This window comes from Nocardioides sp. T5, from assembly GCF_048161455.1.
Taxonomy (GTDB): Bacteria; Actinomycetota; Actinomycetes; order Propionibacteriales; family Nocardioidaceae; genus Nocardioides.
In genome coordinates, this window is record NZ_CP182415.1 from 997,787 (window position 1) to 1,013,944 (window position 16,158).

Annotated in this window: 14 protein-coding genes; 9 read left to right on the forward strand and 5 right to left on the reverse strand. The window is 71.9% G+C overall.

All coding sequences use genetic code 11. The features are described 5' to 3' along the window. Positions 1–37 precede the first annotated feature (37 nt). Positions 38–580 carry a YbaK/EbsC family protein gene (locus ACNKF0_RS04790; RefSeq protein ID WP_416956222.1) on the reverse strand — a complete coding sequence of 181 codons (543 nt, stop codon included), beginning with the start codon at positions 578–580 and terminating at the stop codon, positions 38–40. A 77-nt stretch (positions 581–657) separates the two neighbouring features. Between ACNKF0_RS04790 and ACNKF0_RS04795 the strand changes: the two genes are divergently transcribed. From ACNKF0_RS04795 to ACNKF0_RS04805, 3 genes are all read left to right on the forward strand, one after another. Then, positions 658–1,680 (forward strand): glycerophosphodiester phosphodiesterase family protein, encoded by a 1,023-nt coding sequence (locus ACNKF0_RS04795; RefSeq protein WP_416956225.1) that lies wholly within the window; start codon positions 658–660, stop codon positions 1,678–1,680. A 64-nt stretch (positions 1,681–1,744) separates the two neighbouring features. Continuing rightward, positions 1,745–2,851: a glycerophosphodiester phosphodiesterase gene (locus ACNKF0_RS04800; RefSeq protein WP_416956228.1), complete on the forward strand. Its 1,107-nt coding sequence runs from the start codon at positions 1,745–1,747 to the stop codon at positions 2,849–2,851. Positions 2,852–2,886: 35 nt separating this feature from the next. Beyond that, a complete protein-coding gene (locus ACNKF0_RS04805) occupies positions 2,887–4,575 on the forward strand; it encodes an aminotransferase class V-fold PLP-dependent enzyme (RefSeq protein WP_416956231.1) in 1,689 nt (562 codons plus the stop codon). Positions 4,576–4,589: 14 nt separating this feature from the next. Here ACNKF0_RS04805 and ACNKF0_RS04810 read toward each other — a convergent pair whose 3' ends face one another. Both ACNKF0_RS04810 and ACNKF0_RS04815 read right to left on the reverse strand, forming a co-directional pair. Further along, complete coding sequence (locus ACNKF0_RS04810; RefSeq protein WP_416956233.1) at positions 4,590–4,901, reverse strand: hypothetical protein; 312 nt, start codon at positions 4,899–4,901, stop codon at positions 4,590–4,592. A gap of 10 nt (positions 4,902–4,911) precedes the next feature. Next, positions 4,912–6,204 carry a PspC domain-containing protein gene (locus tag ACNKF0_RS04815; protein ID WP_416956235.1) on the reverse strand — a complete coding sequence of 431 codons (1,293 nt, stop codon included), beginning with the start codon at positions 6,202–6,204 and terminating at the stop codon, positions 4,912–4,914. Positions 6,205–6,459: 255 nt separating this feature from the next. Between ACNKF0_RS04815 and ACNKF0_RS04820 the strand changes: the two genes are divergently transcribed. The 6 genes from ACNKF0_RS04820 (at position 6,460) to pcrA (ending at position 13,221) form a co-directional block, all read left to right on the forward strand. Continuing rightward, positions 6,460–7,764, forward strand: a complete 1,305-nt coding sequence (locus ACNKF0_RS04820) for a PspC domain-containing protein (RefSeq protein ID WP_416958422.1) — start codon at positions 6,460–6,462, stop codon at positions 7,762–7,764. Continuing rightward, entirely contained in the window at positions 7,761–8,426 is a 666-nt protein-coding gene (locus ACNKF0_RS04825; protein WP_299922410.1) for a LuxR C-terminal-related transcriptional regulator, read from the forward strand. The genes ACNKF0_RS04820 and ACNKF0_RS04825 overlap by 4 nt, the downstream gene beginning before the upstream one ends. A 67-nt stretch (positions 8,427–8,493) precedes the next feature. Beyond that, entirely contained in the window at positions 8,494–9,936 is a 1,443-nt protein-coding gene (locus ACNKF0_RS04830; protein ID WP_416956237.1) for an APC family permease, read from the forward strand. Position 9,937: 1 nt separating this feature from the next. Continuing rightward, positions 9,938–10,390, forward strand: coding sequence for a universal stress protein (locus tag ACNKF0_RS04835; protein WP_299922406.1), 453 nt, complete (start codon positions 9,938–9,940; stop codon positions 10,388–10,390). A gap of 29 nt (positions 10,391–10,419) precedes the next feature. After that, positions 10,420–10,773, forward strand: coding sequence for a hypothetical protein (locus ACNKF0_RS04840; protein ID WP_416956239.1), 354 nt, complete (start codon positions 10,420–10,422; stop codon positions 10,771–10,773). A gap of 36 nt (positions 10,774–10,809) precedes the next feature. Further along, the gene (gene pcrA / locus ACNKF0_RS04845) at positions 10,810–13,221 is read left to right on the forward strand and encodes a DNA helicase PcrA (protein WP_416956241.1); all 2,412 of its coding nucleotides are present in this window, start codon (positions 10,810–10,812) and stop codon (positions 13,219–13,221) included. A gap of 546 nt (positions 13,222–13,767) precedes the next feature. On the opposite strand, the gene ACNKF0_RS04850 is transcribed toward pcrA, so the two are convergent. Together ACNKF0_RS04850 and ACNKF0_RS04855 are read right to left on the reverse strand one after the other, a co-directional pair. Further along, positions 13,768–14,535 (reverse strand): M23 family metallopeptidase, encoded by a 768-nt coding sequence (locus ACNKF0_RS04850; protein WP_416956244.1) that lies wholly within the window; start codon positions 14,533–14,535, stop codon positions 13,768–13,770. A 215-nt stretch (positions 14,536–14,750) separates the two neighbouring features. Continuing rightward, entirely contained in the window at positions 14,751–16,085 is a 1,335-nt protein-coding gene (locus ACNKF0_RS04855) for a cryptochrome/photolyase family protein (protein WP_416956246.1), read from the reverse strand. Between the last annotated feature and the right edge of the window lie 73 nt (positions 16,086–16,158).

Sequence of the window (16,158 nt, forward strand, 5' to 3'; positions counted from 1 at the left end):
CTCAACTGTGACAGTGGCACTGTCACGATGGCAAGGGTCACCGGCCCAGGTCGGGCACCACCTCCGCGCCCGGCAGGTCGGCGAGAACGCGCCCGGGCACGAGCAGCTTGGAGCGTCGAACGCCGCTGCCGAGCACGACGACGGGCTCGTCGAGCAGCGCGTCGTGGACCAGCACGCGCCACTCCGCGGGCAGCCCCACCGGGGTGATGCCGCCGTACTCCATGCCGGTCTCGGCGACCGCGCGGTCCATCGACAGGAAGGACGCCTTGCGCACGTCGAGCATCTTGCGCACGAGCGTGTTGACGTCGGCGCGGGTGTCGGCGCGGACCACGCACGCGGCGATCCGTTCGTCGCCGGCCCGCGCGCCCGCGACGACGACGCAGTTGCCGCTCGCCGTCATCGGGATGTCGTAGGCCTCGCTCATCGCGGCGGTGTCGGCGAGGTCGGGGTCGATCTCGACGACGGCCACCTCGGCCGCGCCGGGCCAGGCGGCGAGCGCCGCGGCGACGGGCGCGGCGACCAGTCCGGCGTGCTCGGCTGCGGGCAGGGACGTCAGGGACGGGAAGCTCGGGAGCGTCACGCGGTCATCATGCGGCATTCACCCTGACGTCATCGCGTCACCACCGTGCGGTCCCCGTGCTCGTGCAGCATGGTGCCATGACGGTGACCCGCGAGGCCGCCCCGGGTTGGCACTGGAGGACCTCGTCGTTGGTCCCCACCCCCGCCGTGGTTGCGCACCGCGGCGCCAGCGGGCACCGTCCCGAGCACACCCTGGAGGCCTATCGGACCGCGATCCGGATGGGCGTCGACGACATCGAGCTCGACCTCGTCGCCACCAGCGACGGGGTGCTGGTCGCACGCCACGACCTCGAGCTCAGCGCGACGACCGACGTGGCCGATCGTGCCGACCTCGCCCACCTGCGCCGCACGCTGGTCGTCGACGGGGTGGAGCAGCACGGCTGGTTCGTCCAGGACCTCACGGTCGCGGAGCTGAAGACGCTCGCCGCACGCGAGCGGATGCCCGGCACCCGGCCCGCCAACACGGCGTACGACGGCGTGGAGGGGGTGCCGACGCTCACCGAGGTGCTGGCGATGGTCGGTGCGGAGTCGCTCCGCCGCGGCCGCCCGGTGGGGGTGGCGCTCGAGCTCAAGCACGCCGTCCACCACGACGCGGTGGGCCTGCCACTGGACGTGCCGCTGCTGCGCGAGCTCGCCCGCCAGGGCCTCGACCACCCGTGGGCGCGGGTGACCCTGATGTCCTTCGAGGCGCCCGTCCTGCGCCGCCTCGCCGCCCGGACCCGGCTGCCGGTCCTGCAGCTGCTCGACCGCGGGCACCGGCTGACGCCCGAGGAGCTCGACGACATCGACGAGTACGCCGACGGCCTCGGTGCCCACACCTCCCTCGTGCTGCCCCGCGACGCCGCGGGGGCGATCGGCGCGCCGTCCACGCTCGTCCGCGACGCCCACCGGCGCGGCCTCACCGTCCACGCCTGGACCGTGCGCGCCGAGAACCGCTTCCTGCCGACCAACCTGCGCCGCGGCGACGCGCCCGACGCGCTTGGCGACATGGCGGGGGAGGTGCGCGCGCTGCTCGCTGCCGGGGTCGACGGGGTCATCACCGACCACCCCGAGGCCGCGCTGGCCGTGCTCCGCGAGCCCGAGGCGATCGCTGTCGGCTGAGGGTTCACGGGTCGTTCACCGCCTCGACCGCGGTCCGCCGCCCTGCGCCGGTTGGCTCTCCGGCATGACATCTCGGACACGTGCCGGCCTCGGGCTGGCCCTCGCCACTGCACTGACCTCCCTCGCGCCGCTCGCGGCCACCAGCGTGCCCGCCGTCGCGGCACCCGCCGCCGGCGCGAAGCCCTCCGCCGTCGAGCCCTCCGCCGGTGAGCCCGTGCTCGTCGGCCACCGCGGCGCGTCGGGCTACCGCCCGGAGCACACGCTCGCCGCCTACGAGCTCGCCATCGAGCAGGGGGCCGACTACATCGAGCCCGACCTCGTCGCCACCAAGGACGGCGTGCTCGTCGCCCGCCACGAGAACGAGATCGGCGGCACCACCGACGTCGCCGACCACCCCGAGTTCGCCGACCGCCGCACTACCAAGGTCATCGACGGCCGCGCCGTGACCGGCTGGTTCACCGAGGACTTCACCTACCGGGAGCTCCGCACGCTGCGCGCGATGGAACGGCTCCCGCAGGTGCGCCCCGACAACACCGCGTACGACGGCGAGGAGCGGATCCCGACCCTCGACCAGGTCATCAAGCTGGCCCGCCGCGAGGGCGTCGGCATCTACCCCGAGACCAAGCACCCGACCTACTTCGACTCCATCGGGCTCTCGCTCGAGGAGCCCCTCGTCGCCGCGCTGGAGAAGCGCAAGTGGGCCCACGCCGACGACCCGGTGATCATCCAGTCCTTCGAGGTCACCAACCTGCGCGAGCTCGACACGATGGTCGACGTGCCGCTGGCCCAGCTGGTCGACGCGTCCGGCGGGCCCACCGACCTGCCCGGCACGACGTACGCCTCCATGGTGACGCCGGCCGGCCTGGCCGCGATCGCGACCTACGCCGACGGCCTGGGCGCGGCGAAGAACCTGGTGCTCCCGCGCGACGCCGCCGGCCGGACCGGGGCGCCGTCGTCGGTGGTGCCCGACGCCCACGACGTGGGCCTCGTCGTGCACGTGTGGACCCTGCGCCGCGAGAACCAGTTCATGGCCACCGACTTCCGGATCGGCACCGACCCGAACGCGCCCGGCGACCTGGCCGCGGAGACCAGGGCGTTCCTCGACGCGGGCGTCGACGGGATCTTCAGCGACAACCCCGACGTGGTCGCCGGGGTGCTCGCCGAGGGGTGACGGGCCACGGCCTCGCACCGGCGTACGCTCGTCACGTGACGTACGCCGGTGCCCCCTCGACCCCCCTGCTCGAGCGCATCCGCGCGTCCGTCATCGGGGACGACCAGGTGATGCAGGGCCCCTACGGTCCCCGCCGCGTCACCTACGCCGACTACACCGCGTCGGGTCGCAGCCTGACCTTCATCGAGGACTTCATCCGCCACGAGGTGCTCCCCGCCTACGCCAACACCCACACCGAGGCGAGCGGCACGGGACTGCAGACCACCCGGCTCCGCGAGGACGCGCGGCGGATCATCCGCGACGCGGTCGGTGGTGACGACGAGACCGTGGTGGTCTTCTGCGGCTCCGGCAGCACCTCCGCGATCGACAAGATGATCGGCATCCTCGGCCTCCGCATCCCCTGCGTGCTCGAGGACCGCCACCACCTCAGCGACGCGATCCCGGCCCACGAGCGCCCCGTGGTGTTCATCGGCCCCTTCGAGCACCACTCCAACGAGGTGAGCTGGCGCGAGACCATCGCCGACGTCGTCACCATCCACGAGGACGCCGACGGCCGGGTGTCGCTGGAGCACCTGCGCGAGGAGCTCGAGCGGCACGCCGACCGGCCGCTCAGGATCGGCTCGTTCTCCGCGGCCTCCAACGTCACCGGAATCGTCACCGACACCGAGGGCGTCGCCGACCTGCTCCACGAGCACGGCGCCCTCAGCTTCTGGGACTTCGCCGCGTGCGCGCCCTACGTCGACATCGAGATGTACGGCCCCGGAACCTCCCGCAAGGACGCGATCTTCATCAGCCCGCACAAGTTCATCGGCGGTCCCGGCACCCCGGGCGTCCTCGTCGTCCGCCGCGAGCTGATGGCCAACCGGGTCCCGGTCGTGCCCGGCGGGGGGACGGTCATGTACGTCAACCCGACCGAGCACCGCTACCTCGACGACCCGGCGCACCGCGAGGAGGGCGGCACGCCGGCGATCGTCGAGTCGATCCGCGCGGGGCTGGTCTTCCAGCTCAAGCAGGCGGTGGGCGTCGAGACGATCCAGGCCCACGAGGAGGAGCTGCTCGCGCGCGCCGTCGAGGCGTGGGTCGCCGAGCCGACCATCCAGATCCTCGGCAACCTCGACTCCCAGCGCCTCTCGATCGTGTCCTTCGTCGTCAAGGCCCCCGACGGCACCTACCTCCACCACAACTTCGTCGTCGCGCTGCTCAACGACCTGTTCGGCATCCAGACCCGCGGTGGCTGCTCGTGCGCCGGTCCCTACGGCCACCGGCTGCTCGACATCGACCTCGACCACAGCCACCGCTACGAGGAGCAGATCCGCGGAGGCTGCGAGGGCATCAAGCCGGGCTGGGTGCGGGTCAACTTCAACTACTTCGTCGACGAGGAGGTCTTCACCTACGTCGTGGAGGCCGTCCGCCTCGTGGCGCGTGACGGCTGGCGCCTCCTCGGCGACTACCGCTTCGACCCGGCCACCGGGCTCTGGCACCACCGCACCGGTCCGGTCGAGCCGCCGCTGCGCCTGACCGACGTCACCTACGCCGCCGACGGCTCGATGACGTGGCCCGCGCACACGCAGACGGCCCCCGTCTCGGTGCTCCGGGAGCACCTCGACGAGGGCCGCGCGATCATGGCTGCTGCCTCGCCCCCGGACTGGTCCGACGACGCCCACCTCGGGGCCGACTTCGACGACCTCCGGTGGTTCGCGCTGCCGGCCTGCTCCTTGGGCTAGGGACGCCCGTCGGGTCAGGTCGACCGTCGTGAGGGCCAGACCGTCGCCGCGAGCCCGGCGGCGCCGGCCGCGAGCCACGGGATCGGCATGAGCCAGCGGAGCTCGGACGTCTCCACGACGTCGCCCTGGACGAGCGCCCACACCAGCACCATGCCGGCGAAGGCGACGCCCATCACGAGCTGGCCGATGTTGACCGGGTGGAGGCCGGACGGCTTGTCGGGTGCGTCGAGCGGGCCCGTCATCGGCTCGTCGTACGTCGTTCCGTAGCCCCCGTCGTAGCCGCTGTCGTAGCCGTAGAGGTCGGGGTCGGTGCGGTCGTCAGTCATGGCTGTCTCCTCAGGCGGCTTCGCGGACGAGGATCTCGCCGCCGACCAGGTCGATGGTGATGGACATGTCCGGGACGCCGTCGCCGCCGTCGAGGAACCCGTCCTGGGCGATGTCGAAGCCGTCGGCCTGCTCGTCGAAGACCTGGCTGGTGCCGCCGACGACCTGCGTGTGGACGTCGACGTCCATCCCGTCGGGGACGACCACCTCGACGACGCCGCCGACCCCGTCGATCGTGAGGTCGCGGCCGTCGAGACCCTCGACGTCGGAGACCTCCGACAGGTCGAGGGTGAAGCGGCCCCCGCCGAACTCGTAGGCCTGGCGGACCTCGGCGGCGTCGGTCGGTGCGTAGTAGCGGGTCTCGTCGCCGATGCTGCCGCCGACCGTCGCCGCCGCGGTGCCGAGGGCGGCCACGAGGCCCAGGAGGATCAGCCCGCCGGCGCGACCCCAGAAGGACCCGACGACGAGCATCACCGCGGTGATGCCGAGCGCGAGGGCGGGGTAGGCGCTGTCCGCGACGGCGACGCCGGCGATGTCGACCACGGCGAGCGCGCCCACGCCGAGGCAGATGAGCGCCATCGTGAAACCGAACAGGATCGGTCCGCGCTTGCGCGGGTTGCGCGGCCGCCGCGGCCGGTCGTACGACGCCCACTGCCCGGCGGGGTCGTAGGCCGGGGCGTACCCCGTCTCGTACCCCGTCGCGTACGACGGGTCGTACCCCGTGGGGTAGCCGGGAGCGTGGGCAGCGGGGTCGACCGGCAGCTGGCCGTCGTACGCCGGCGGCGCGGCACTGCCGGCGCGGGGCGACGACTGCTCCTTGCGGTTCAGGAACCACACGACGAGCGCGGCGCCGATCGCGAGCGGCCAGGGGAACCAGAACGCCCCCGCCCAGTCGCCGAGCGCCGCGACGAGGGCGAGCACGCCGACGCCGGCGAGGGCGATCGTGCGACTGCGCTGGTCGAGGCCGAGCGGTTCGTCGTCGGTGCCCTCCTCGGGCACCAGGATCCAGGCGGCGACGTAGAGCAGCAGGCCGGCCCCGCCGAAGAAGACCGCCACCACCAGCGCGACCCGGACGATGATCGGGTCCACGTCGAGGTGGCGGGCGATGCCACCGGCGACGCCGGCCACGTGCCGGTCGGTGACGCTGCGGCGCAGGCGGCCGAGGTCCTTCATCTCGTCGCGGGTGACCCGCGGTCCCGACGGGGGCGGCGTGCCCGGGGCGGGCTGCTCGTGCGCCTCGGTGGGAGTCGCTGCCGCGGACGACCCGGACGGGTCCGCGGGGTTCGAGGGGGTGGCGTTGTCCATGGCTCAACTCTCCTCGTCGTCGCTGCCCCGCACCATCGGGGACAGCCCTGATCTGCATCGTCGTCGCCGGGGTGCGGGTCAGGGTCGGCTCGGGGTCAGTCCTCATGGTCGCGCACGTGCGCGCCTGCGACGATGGAGGCACGATGAGCCACCCGACGCCCCCGCACGCCCGGCTCCACACCCGGCCGGCCGCGCGACCGCCGCCCGCCCCGCCCGGGCGCGCCCCGTCGCGCCTACCGCGACATCTCGGCGCCGATCGCCGGCGGCGTCGCGGCCGGTCTCGCCAGGCACCTGGGCCTGCCCGTGCTGTGGGTGCGGGGCTTCTTCGTGGCCACCGCGTTCCTCGGCGGCTTCGGGCTCATGCTCTACGCCGGCCTGTGGGTGTTCCTTCCCGCCGACCAGCACTTCGAGGTCGGCGCTCCGGGGCTGGAGAGCGCGACTCGCACCGGCAAGCGTCCCGGTCGGCGCTCGCGGCTGCGCGACGCAGGGCCGGCGATCGCGCTGGGCGCGCTGTTCTTCGGCGTGGTCCTCGGCGTGGAGGGCATCTTCGGCCAGGGCGTCCTCTTCTGGCCCGTCGTACTCGGGGTCGCGGGCATCGGCCTGCTGTGGCGCCAGGCCGACGAGGCCCAGCGCGAGCGGTGGATGGACTCCTCGGGACGCATCGACCCGTTCCGGGCGATCTTCGGCAACGGCGGCTGGGCCGCCTACGCACGCATCGCCGCGGGCCTCGGGCTGATCGTCACGGCGCTCATCGTCTTCGCCGTCGCCGCCGGTCAGGCGACCTTCGCCGTGCCGGTCCTCGTCGCCGGCCTGCTCGGGCTGCTGGGTCTGGCCATCGTGGTCGGCCCGTGGGCGCTGAGGCTGGTCAACGACCTCGGCGCCGAGCGTGCCGAGCGGGTCCGCACCCAGGAGCGCGCCGACATGGCCGCCCACCTGCACGACTCGGTGCTGCAGACCCTCGCGCTCATCCAGAAGAACGCCCACGACGCCACCACCGTCGCCCGGCTCGCCCGCTCGCAGGAGCGCGACCTGCGCCAGTGGCTGTTCGAGGCCGACACCACCGACGCGACGACGCTCGCGGGAGCGCTGAAGGAGATGGCGGCCGACGTCGAGTCGCAGCACCCCGTCGTCGTCGACGTGGTCACCGTCGGCGACTGCGACCTCGACGAGGCGTTGCGCCCGATCGTCCTCGCCGCCCGCGAGGCCGTGGTCAACGTCGCCAAGCACGCCGGCACCCAGCGAGCCGACGTCTACGCCGAGACCACCGACGGGGCCGTCGACGTGTTCGTCCGCGACCGCGGCTCCGGCTTCGACCTCGGGACCGTGGCCGGCGACCGCCACGGCGTGCGCAACAGCATCGTCGACCGGATGGCACGTCACGGCGGCAGCGCGGACGTACGCTCTGCTCCCGGCGAGGGGACCGAGGTCCGGCTTCACATGCCCCGCTCCGGCGCGCACGAAACCCGGCACGAGCCCCCGCACCAGCCTGACGAACAGCCTGACCACCAGCCCGACGAACGCCCCGACGACCAGCCGCACGACCACGAGGAGACCCGATGAACCAGGCCGATCCGACGAGTCCCGTGCGGGTGGTCCTGGTCGACGACCACGCGATGTTCCGCGCCGGGGTGCGCGCCGAGCTCGCCGCCAGCGGTGCCGGCCTGGTCGAGGTCGTCGGCGAGGCGGCGGACGCCGACGCCGCCGTCTCCGTCGTGCGCGAGCTGCAGCCGCAGGTCGTCCTGCTCGACGTGCACCTGCCCGGCGGGGGAGGCGTCGAGGTGATGCGCCGCCAGCCGTCGCACGACACGCTCTACCTCGCGCTGTCGGTCTCCGACGCCGCGGAGGACGTCATCGGCACCATCCGCGGAGGCGCCCGCGGCTACGTCACCAAGACCATCACCGGGCCCGAGCTCGTCGACGCGATCACCCGGGTCGCCGGGGGAGACGCCGTGTTCTCGCCGCGGCTGGCGGGCTTCGTGCTCGACGCCTTCGCCGGGTCGATCGACGTGGCCGCGGTCGACGAGGACCTCGACCGGCTCACCGAGCGCGAGCGGGAGGTGATGCGGCTGATCGCCCGCGGCTACGCGTACAAGGAGGTCGCGAAGGAGCTGTTCATCTCGGTCAAGACCGTGGAGACCCACATGTCGTCGGTGCTGCGCAAGCTCCAGCTCTCGAGTCGGCACGAGCTGACGAAGTGGGCCTCAGACCGTCGCCTGCTCTGAGCCGGCGTCGCCCCCGTCCGGGTGGGCGATGATTGACAAGGGACCGGGGAACCGGTGGGGTCGTGGGATGGCAGACAGCGCCACCATCCCTCGGCCCGACGAGGACGACAGCGAGCTCAAGCGCTCGATCACCGGTCGTCTTCTCTTCTTCTACACGCTCGGTGACGTGCTGGGGTCGGGCATCTACGTCCTCATCGGCCTCGTCGCGGCCGCTGTCGGCGGCGCGTTCTGGATCGCCTTCGCGCTCGGTGTCACGGTCGCCGCGATCACGGGAGCGGCGTACGCCGAGCTCGTGACGAAGTACCCCCAGGCCGCAGGCGCGTCGCTCTACGTCAACAAGGCGTTCGGCAGCCGGCCGCTGACCTTCCTGGTGACGGTCTCGTTCCTGGCCGCGTCGATGGCGGCATCGGGCTCGCTCGCGGTGGGCTTCGCGTCCTACTTCGACACGCTGTGGTCCGCGCCGCCGGCGCTGCTGGTCTCGCTGGTCTTCGTCGCCCTGCTGGTCGTCGTCAACTTCATCGGGATCACCGAGTCGGTGTGGATGAACATGCTGATGACCTTCGTCGAGGTCGCCGGTCTGCTCATCGTGATGGTGATCGGCATCATCCACGTGAGCCGCGGTGACGCCGACTTCGGGGTCCTGACCGCGATCGACACGTCCGGGGACTACGGCAGCCCCGCGCTCGCGGTGCTGGCCGGCATCTCGTTCTCCTTCTTCGCCATGACCGGCTTCGAGAACACCGCCAACGTGGCCGAGGAGACCATCGACCCCTACAAGGCGTTCCCGCGCTCGCTGGTGGGCGGCATGATGGTCGCCGGCCTGGTCTACGTCCTCGTCTCGATGGCCGCGGCCCTCACCGTCCCCAACGACGTGCTCGCCAACTCGGATGCCGCGCTCCTCGAAGTGGTCAAGGCCGGCATCCTGCCGTTCTCGACCGAGTTCATGACCAAGCTCTTCTCGATCATCGCGCTGATCGCGATCACCAACACCACGCTGGTCACGATCGTCACCCAGCCCCGCGTGCTCTACGGCATGGCCCGCGAGGACGTCGTGCCCGGTGTCTTCGCCAAGATCCACCCGACGCGGCGCAGCCCGTGGGTGGGCCTGATCTTCAGCGGCCTGGTCGTCGGCTCGCTCCTGGTCATCGGCACGCTCGTGACCGAGGCGGGGGGTGGCATCGACCTCGTCGGCCGCCTCGCCACCGTCACCGTCGTGCTGCTCCTGGCGATCTACGCGCTGGTGATCGTGACCTGCTTCAAGCTCCGCGGCCAGGACGAGGACCACCCCTTCTTCAGGGCGAGCTCGCCGCTGCTGGTCGTCGGGCTCGTCGGCAACCTCGCGATCCTCTACTTCACCATCTGGGACGACCCCTACTCCCTCGTCTGGTGCGCCGGGCTCATCGGCGTCGGCCTGGTGCTGTTCCTGGTCGAGTACTTCTTCGGAAACAAGGGCACCGGGTCCCGGACCCCCGACCTCGACGCCACCAGCAGCGCCACCAAGGAGGGCTGACATGCACGTCATCGTCGCCACGGACGGCTCGCGCCAGTCGCTGGCCGCCGCCAAGCACCTCAAGTCCTTCGCCGACCCGACGAAGGTCACCGAGATCTCCGTCGTCGCGGTCATCCGGCCGCTGGCCTCGGTGGCCTTCGCCGACGACCTGTCGGAGGGCAAGATCGACGGGTCGTTCCGCGACGCCGCGCAGAGTGCGGTCGACACCATCGCCGCCGTCTTCGAGGGCTGGGGTCCGAAGGTGAACAAACGCATCCGGAGCGGCTCGGCGGCCAACGAGATCATCAAGGCCGCCAAGCAGTACGACGCCGGGCTGGTCGTCGTCGCGGCGGGTGGCCGCGGCCTGAGCGACAGCGTGCTCGTCGGCAGCACCGCCCAGCGCGTGCAGCACTACGCGCCGTGCCCCGTGCTCGTCGTACGCCCTGCACCCAAGCCGAAGAGGCGCCGGTCCTGACCCTCCGGCCGACTCACTAGGGTGTGCGCATGGAGACCCTGCGGCTGGTGCTGCTCTTCGTCCACATCCTCGGCTACGCCGCCCTCCTGGGAGGCCTCCTCGTGCAGGTGCGCGACGACACCAAGCGGGTGAACTCGCTGATGCGTGACGGCTCCGGCCTGGCGTTCCTCGCCGGCCTGCTGCTGGTCGGGGTGCTCGAGAGCCTGGGCTCGCCCGACCACGCCAAGATCGGCGTCAAGTTCGCCATCGGCCTGGTCATCCTGGTGCTGGTGATGGTCAACATGCGCAAGCCGAGCATCCCGCAGGGCCTCTACTTCGGGCTGCTCGCGCTGACGATCGCCAACATCGCCGTGGCGGTCTTCTGGTCGCCCGCCCACGCCTGATCGGCTGTCACCGCGCCCGCATAGGCTGGGGGCGAGATGACCCCCACTGACACCTCCGAGCAGGCCCTCTTCGAGCTCCGCGACCATCCGCTCCTCGACGGGCTCAACGAGCCCCAGCGAGCGGCGGTGACCCATGCCGGGGCACCGCTCCTCGTCGTCGCCGGCGCGGGCTCGGGCAAGACCCGGGTGCTGACGCGCCGCATCGCCTGGCTGATCAACGAGCGCAAGGCGCACCCGGGCTCGATCCTGGCGATCACCTTCACCAACAAGGCCGCCGCCGAGATGAAGGAGCGCGTCGAGGACCTCGTCGGCAAGCGGGCGCGGATCATGTGGGTCTCCACCTTCCACTCCGCGTGCGTCCGCATCCTCCGCAAGGAGATCGACCGGGTGGGCTTCAAGTCCAACTTCTCGATCTACGACGCGGCCGACTCCAAGCGGCTGATGACGCTCGTGCTGCGCGACCTCGAGCTCGACCCCAAGCGCTACCAGCCCAACGCGGTGCTCCACTGGGTCTCCGACCAGAAGAACGAGCTGCGTGACCCCGAGGACGCCGCCAAGGAGGCGCGCAACTCCTTCGAGGAGGCCTACGCCAAGGCCTTCACGGCCTACCAGCGCCGCCTGCGCGAGGCCAACGCCCTCGACTTCGACGACCTGATCATGACCACGGTGCACCTGCTGCAGGCGTTCCCCGACGTGCGGGAGAACTACCGCCGTCGCTTCCGCCACGTGCTGGTGGACGAGTACCAGGACACCAACCACGCCCAGTACAGCCTGATCCAGCAGCTGTGCGGGACGTCGCTCGAGGAGCCGCTCGCGCCGGTCGATGAGGATGCGCCCCATCCGTCACGCGACCTCGTCGGGCCCAGCGAGCTGATGGTCGTGGGTGACGCCGACCAGTCGATCTACGCCTTCCGCGGCGCCGACATCCGCAACATCCTCGACTTCGAGCAGGACTTCCCCGACGCCACCACGATCCTGCTCGAGCAGAACTACCGCTCCACGCAGACCATCCTGTCCGCGGCCAACTCGGTCATCGGCAACAACCGCGGTCGCAAGCCCAAGCGGTTGTGGACCGACGCGGGGGAGGGGGCCCGGATCGTCGGCTACGTCTCCGACGACGAGCACGACGAGGCCCGCTTCGTCAGCGAGGAGATCGACAAGCTGGCCGACGACGCCGGCGTGCGCCCTGCCGACGTCGCGGTCTTCTACCGCACCAACGCGCAGTCCCGCGTCTTCGAGGAGGTGTTCATCCGCACCGGCCAGCCCTACAAGGTGGTCGGCGGGGTGCGCTTCTACGAGCGCAAGGAGGTGCGCGACGCGCTGGCCTACCTCCGCATGCTGGTCAACACCGCCGACGAGATCTCGCTGCGCCGGGTGCTCAACACCCCCAAGCGTGGCATCGGTGACCGGGCGGAGGCGTGCATCGCCGCGCTCGCCGACCGCGACCGGACCACCTTCTGGGAGGCCCTCACCCGGGCTGCCGAGGCTCCCGGCCTGGCCACGCGCAGCCTGCGCAACATCGAGGCGTTCGTCGCGATGGTGCAGGAGCTGCAGTCGATGGTCGAGGCCGACGAGCGCCCCGACGTCATCCTGGAGTCCGTGCTCGAGCGCTCGGGCCTGCTTGCCGAGCTCGAGGCCAGCGACGACCCGCAGGACGGCACCCGTGCGGAGAACCTCGCGGAGCTCGTCGCGGTCGCCCGCGAGTTCGCCGAGGACCCGCAGCCCGGTCCCAGCGCGGACCCCGCCGAGGTCGAGGCCGGCACCGTGGCGGTCGGGCTCGGCGACTTCCTCGAGCGGGTCGCGCTGGTGGCCGACGCCGACCAGATCCCCGACTCCCCGGACGGCGACGACTCCGGCGTCGTCACCCTGATGACCCTCCACACCGCCAAGGGGCTGGAGTTCCCCGTCGTCTTCCTCACCGGCCTCGAGGACGGCGTCTTTCCCCACCAGCGCTCGCTCGGCGACCAGCCCGAGCTCGAGGAGGAGCGCCGGCTGGCCTACGTCGGGCTCACCCGCGCGCAGCAGCGCCTCTACATCTCCCGGGCCCTGGTCCGCTCCGCGTGGGGTGCGCCCAGCCACAACCCCGCCAGCCGGTTCCTCGACGAGCTCCCGGTCGACCTCGTCGACTGGCGTCGTACGGCGGCCGAGCAGACCCGGTGGGGCCGCACCGACCTGACCGGGGGCTCCGCGCGCCTCGGCACCCCCACCGACGCCGGGCGACGCAACTTCAGCTCCGCGGCCCTGCGCGCCGACGCGGCCTCGAAGGCCAAGCCGGCCCGCGAGATCCCGAGCCTGTCGCCGGGCGACCGGGTCGTGCACGACTCCTTCGGCATGGGCAGGGTCGTCGCCGTCGAGGGCATGGCCGAGAAGTCCGTGGCCTCCATCGACTTCGGCTCCGACGGCGTCAAGCGCCTGCTGCTCCGCTACGCCCCCGTCGAGAAGCTCTAGGTCCGGCCGAAGCGGGGACTGGGGAGTGTCAGCTTGCCCAGAGCGAGCCGGGACTCCCCGCTGTCGGCCGCGGCTCGCGCGCGGCGTACGACGGGCCGGCTGGCGGTGGTCCACCGACATTCCCTGCAGCCGGAATGTGGCTCAGCCACCGCTCAGGGCGAGTCGGCGTACGACGCGCGGATGGGCGGTGCGTGAGGCAGGTTCTGCGGCTCGAGAAGGTGCGTGGCTCACCGCAGCGACGGGCCGGCTGGCGGTGGTCCACCGACATTCCCTGCAGCCGGAATGTGGCTCAGCCACCGCTCGGGGGCGTGTCGACGTATGACGCGCGGGTGGGCGGTGCGTGAGGCAGGTTCTGCAGCTCGAAAAGGTGCCTGGCTCACCGCAGCGCGGGCGGGCGGTGGTCCACCGACATTCCCTGCGGACGGAATGTGGGTCAGCCACCGCTCGGGGGCGTGTCGGCGTATGTCGCGCCGGCGGGCGGTGCGTGAGGCAGGTTCTGCGGCTCGAGAAGGTGCCTGGCTCACCGCAGCGGCGGGCGTCAGTCGATCAGGGGACGATGCCGTGCTCGACGAACGCCTGGAACGGGTCGACCGGACCGCCGCCACCGGGGCGGACCTCGAGGTGGAGGTGGGAGCCGGTGACGTTGCCGGTGGCGCCGACGGTGCCGATGACCTCGCTGCCGTTGACGCGGTCGCCGACGGAGACGTAGATGGAGGTCTGGTGGCAGTACCAGATCTCGGTGCCGTCATCGAGCGTGACGACGGTCTTGTTGCCGTAGGCCCCGTCGTAGCCGGTCTCGGTGACCGTGCCGTTGGCGACCGAGAAGATCTGGTCACCGCTGTTGGCGTTGAAGTCGAGACCGGTGTGGTAGCTGGCCCAGAGGCCGTACTGGCCGAACGTGGCGGTGATGCCGTAGCTGGAGAGCGGGAGGACCCACTTGTTCTCCTTGATCTTCGCCGCCTGCTTCTCCGCGGCCTGGCGCATCTGCTCGAGCTTGGCAGCCCGCTCGGCCATCTGCTTCTCGGCCAGGGCGACGAGCTCGGGGTCGGTCTCCTCGTTGCCGGAGTCGCGGATGTGGTCGCGGCTCACGACGACGCTGCGGCGGGTGAGGGCCTGGCCGGCAGCGGAGCCGATGGCCTGCGTGGCCTCGACGGCCGAGCCGGTCGAGGCGAGGGCGGTGACGCCCGACCCGGACCCGGTGACGGCGCCACCGGCGGAGACCGCCAGCACCGCGACACCGGCGACGAGGGGCAGGGACGGGAGCCGGACCAGGGAGCGTCGCGGCGGCGTGGAGGCACGTCGCTTGCCGCTCACGGGTGCAGCCGTTGCCGAGGTGCGTCGCTGGGGAGCGCGCTCCGCTCGGTGGTTGCCCATGAAGGAATTACCAATCTGCCGGGTCGTCGGGGGGTCGGGTCGGCTAGACCGCGCACGACTGTAACGGAAAGATCACGGGAAAGTGCAACCCTCGACCAAATGAGTTCGTCTACCCCGTCCGGCGGCCGATAAACGGACGCGTCCGCCTGAAGTGCTCAGCCACGGGCTGCCTGGTAGCGCTCGAGGGCCTCCTGGCGCTCGTCGGCGTGGTCGACGATGCGGAGCGGGTAGTCGCGCTCGTAGCCCACGTCGGACTTCCACGGCTCGTGGGCCGCCTTGCCGGGCAGGTGGTCGAGCTCGGGCACCCAACGACGTACGTAGTCGCCCTGCGGGTCGAACTTCAGGCCCTGGGTCACCGGGTTGAAGACCCGGAAGTAGGGCGAGGCGTCGGTCCCGGTGCCGGCCACCCACTGCCATCCGTGGTTGTTGGAGGCCACGTCACCGTCGATGAGCAGGTCGAGGAAGTGGCGTGCGCCGACCGGCCACCACACGTGGAGGTCCTTGGTGAGGAACGAGGCGGTGATCATCCGCACCCGGTTGTGCATCCATCCTGTGTGCAGGAGCTGGCGCATCCCGGCGTCCACGATCGGATAGCCGGTCGTCCCGGTGCGCCACGCCTCGATGGCGTCCTCGGGGTCGTCGTACCTCATGCCCTTCAGCGCGGGCTTGAGGTCGGACCACGCCGACGACGGCGAGTGCCACAGCACGTCGGCGTAGAAGTCCCGCCAGGCCAGCTCGGTGGCGTACGTCGACGTGGGGGCGACCTCGGCCAGCAGCGAGCGCGGGTGGAGCACCCCGAGGTGGAGGTAGGGGGAGAGGCGCGAGGTGCCGTCGTGGTCAGGCCTGTTGCGCTCCTCGGGATAGCTGCTCAGGCCCTCGTCGCGGAAGGACCGCCAGCGCCGCCACGCGGCGTCCTCGCCGGCCGCGGGCAGCTCGAACGGCGCGTCGGCGACGGCCTTCTCCATCAGGTCGAGCGCGCGCTGGTGGGAGTCGGCCGGTCGGAGGTCGGGGGAGCGGGGCGCCGGTGCGGGCTCGGACCAGCCGTGCTCGCGCCACGCGCGGGCGAAGGCGCTGAACACCTGGTAGGGCTCGCCGCTGCCGTTGCGGATCAGCCCCGGCCCCACGGCGTACGGCGACCCGGTGGCGACGAGCTCGACCTGCTCACCGACCGCGTCGTCGCGACGGCGGCCGTAGGGGGTGGTCTCGGCGGCGATGTGCACGCGCCGTCCGTCGGCCACCCGCGGCACGACGTCGCGCGGGTCGCCGTGGTGGATGCTCAGCGGGATCCGCTCGGCGAGGGACAGCACGGTGGCGGCCAGCCACGCCCGGCGGGCCGGACCGGCGGTGGCCCAGATGGCCGGGTCGAGGACGAAGAGCGCGGTCACCGACCCCTCCTCGAGCGCCGCGTGCAGGGCCGGGTTGTCGCGCACCCGGAGGTCCCGCCGGAACCACATCACCGCTGAGCTGGCGTCTCGTTCCGAGGAGGGCATGCTCCTCAACCTAGCCCGGGCGTGAGCACCACCACGCTCACCCGACCTCGTGCGACCCCGCTCGGGAGGTCTA

What these genes read in the sequence shown, in the direction of transcription:
- pcrA (WP_416956241.1), top strand. Translation starts at nt 10,810, where the DNA reads ATGACCCCCACTGACACCTCCGAGCAGGCCCTCTTCGAGCTCCGCGAC.
- ACNKF0_RS04815 (WP_416956235.1), bottom strand. Translation starts at nt 6,204, where the DNA reads ATGGACAACGCCACCCCCTCGAACCCCGCGGACCCGTCCGGGTCGTCC.
- ACNKF0_RS04825 (WP_299922410.1), top strand. Translation starts at nt 7,761, where the DNA reads ATGAACCAGGCCGATCCGACGAGTCCCGTGCGGGTGGTCCTGGTCGAC.
- ACNKF0_RS04795 (WP_416956225.1), top strand. Translation starts at nt 658, where the DNA reads ATGACGGTGACCCGCGAGGCCGCCCCGGGTTGGCACTGGAGGACCTCG.
- ACNKF0_RS04810 (WP_416956233.1), bottom strand. Translation starts at nt 4,901, where the DNA reads ATGACTGACGACCGCACCGACCCCGACCTCTACGGCTACGACAGCGGC.
- ACNKF0_RS04840 (WP_416956239.1), top strand. Translation starts at nt 10,420, where the DNA reads ATGGAGACCCTGCGGCTGGTGCTGCTCTTCGTCCACATCCTCGGCTAC.
- ACNKF0_RS04835 (WP_299922406.1), top strand. Translation starts at nt 9,938, where the DNA reads ATGCACGTCATCGTCGCCACGGACGGCTCGCGCCAGTCGCTGGCCGCC.
- ACNKF0_RS04855 (WP_416956246.1), bottom strand. Translation starts at nt 16,085, where the DNA reads ATGCCCTCCTCGGAACGAGACGCCAGCTCAGCGGTGATGTGGTTCCGG.
- ACNKF0_RS04800 (WP_416956228.1), top strand. Translation starts at nt 1,745, where the DNA reads ATGACATCTCGGACACGTGCCGGCCTCGGGCTGGCCCTCGCCACTGCA.
- ACNKF0_RS04830 (WP_416956237.1), top strand. Translation starts at nt 8,494, where the DNA reads ATGGCAGACAGCGCCACCATCCCTCGGCCCGACGAGGACGACAGCGAG.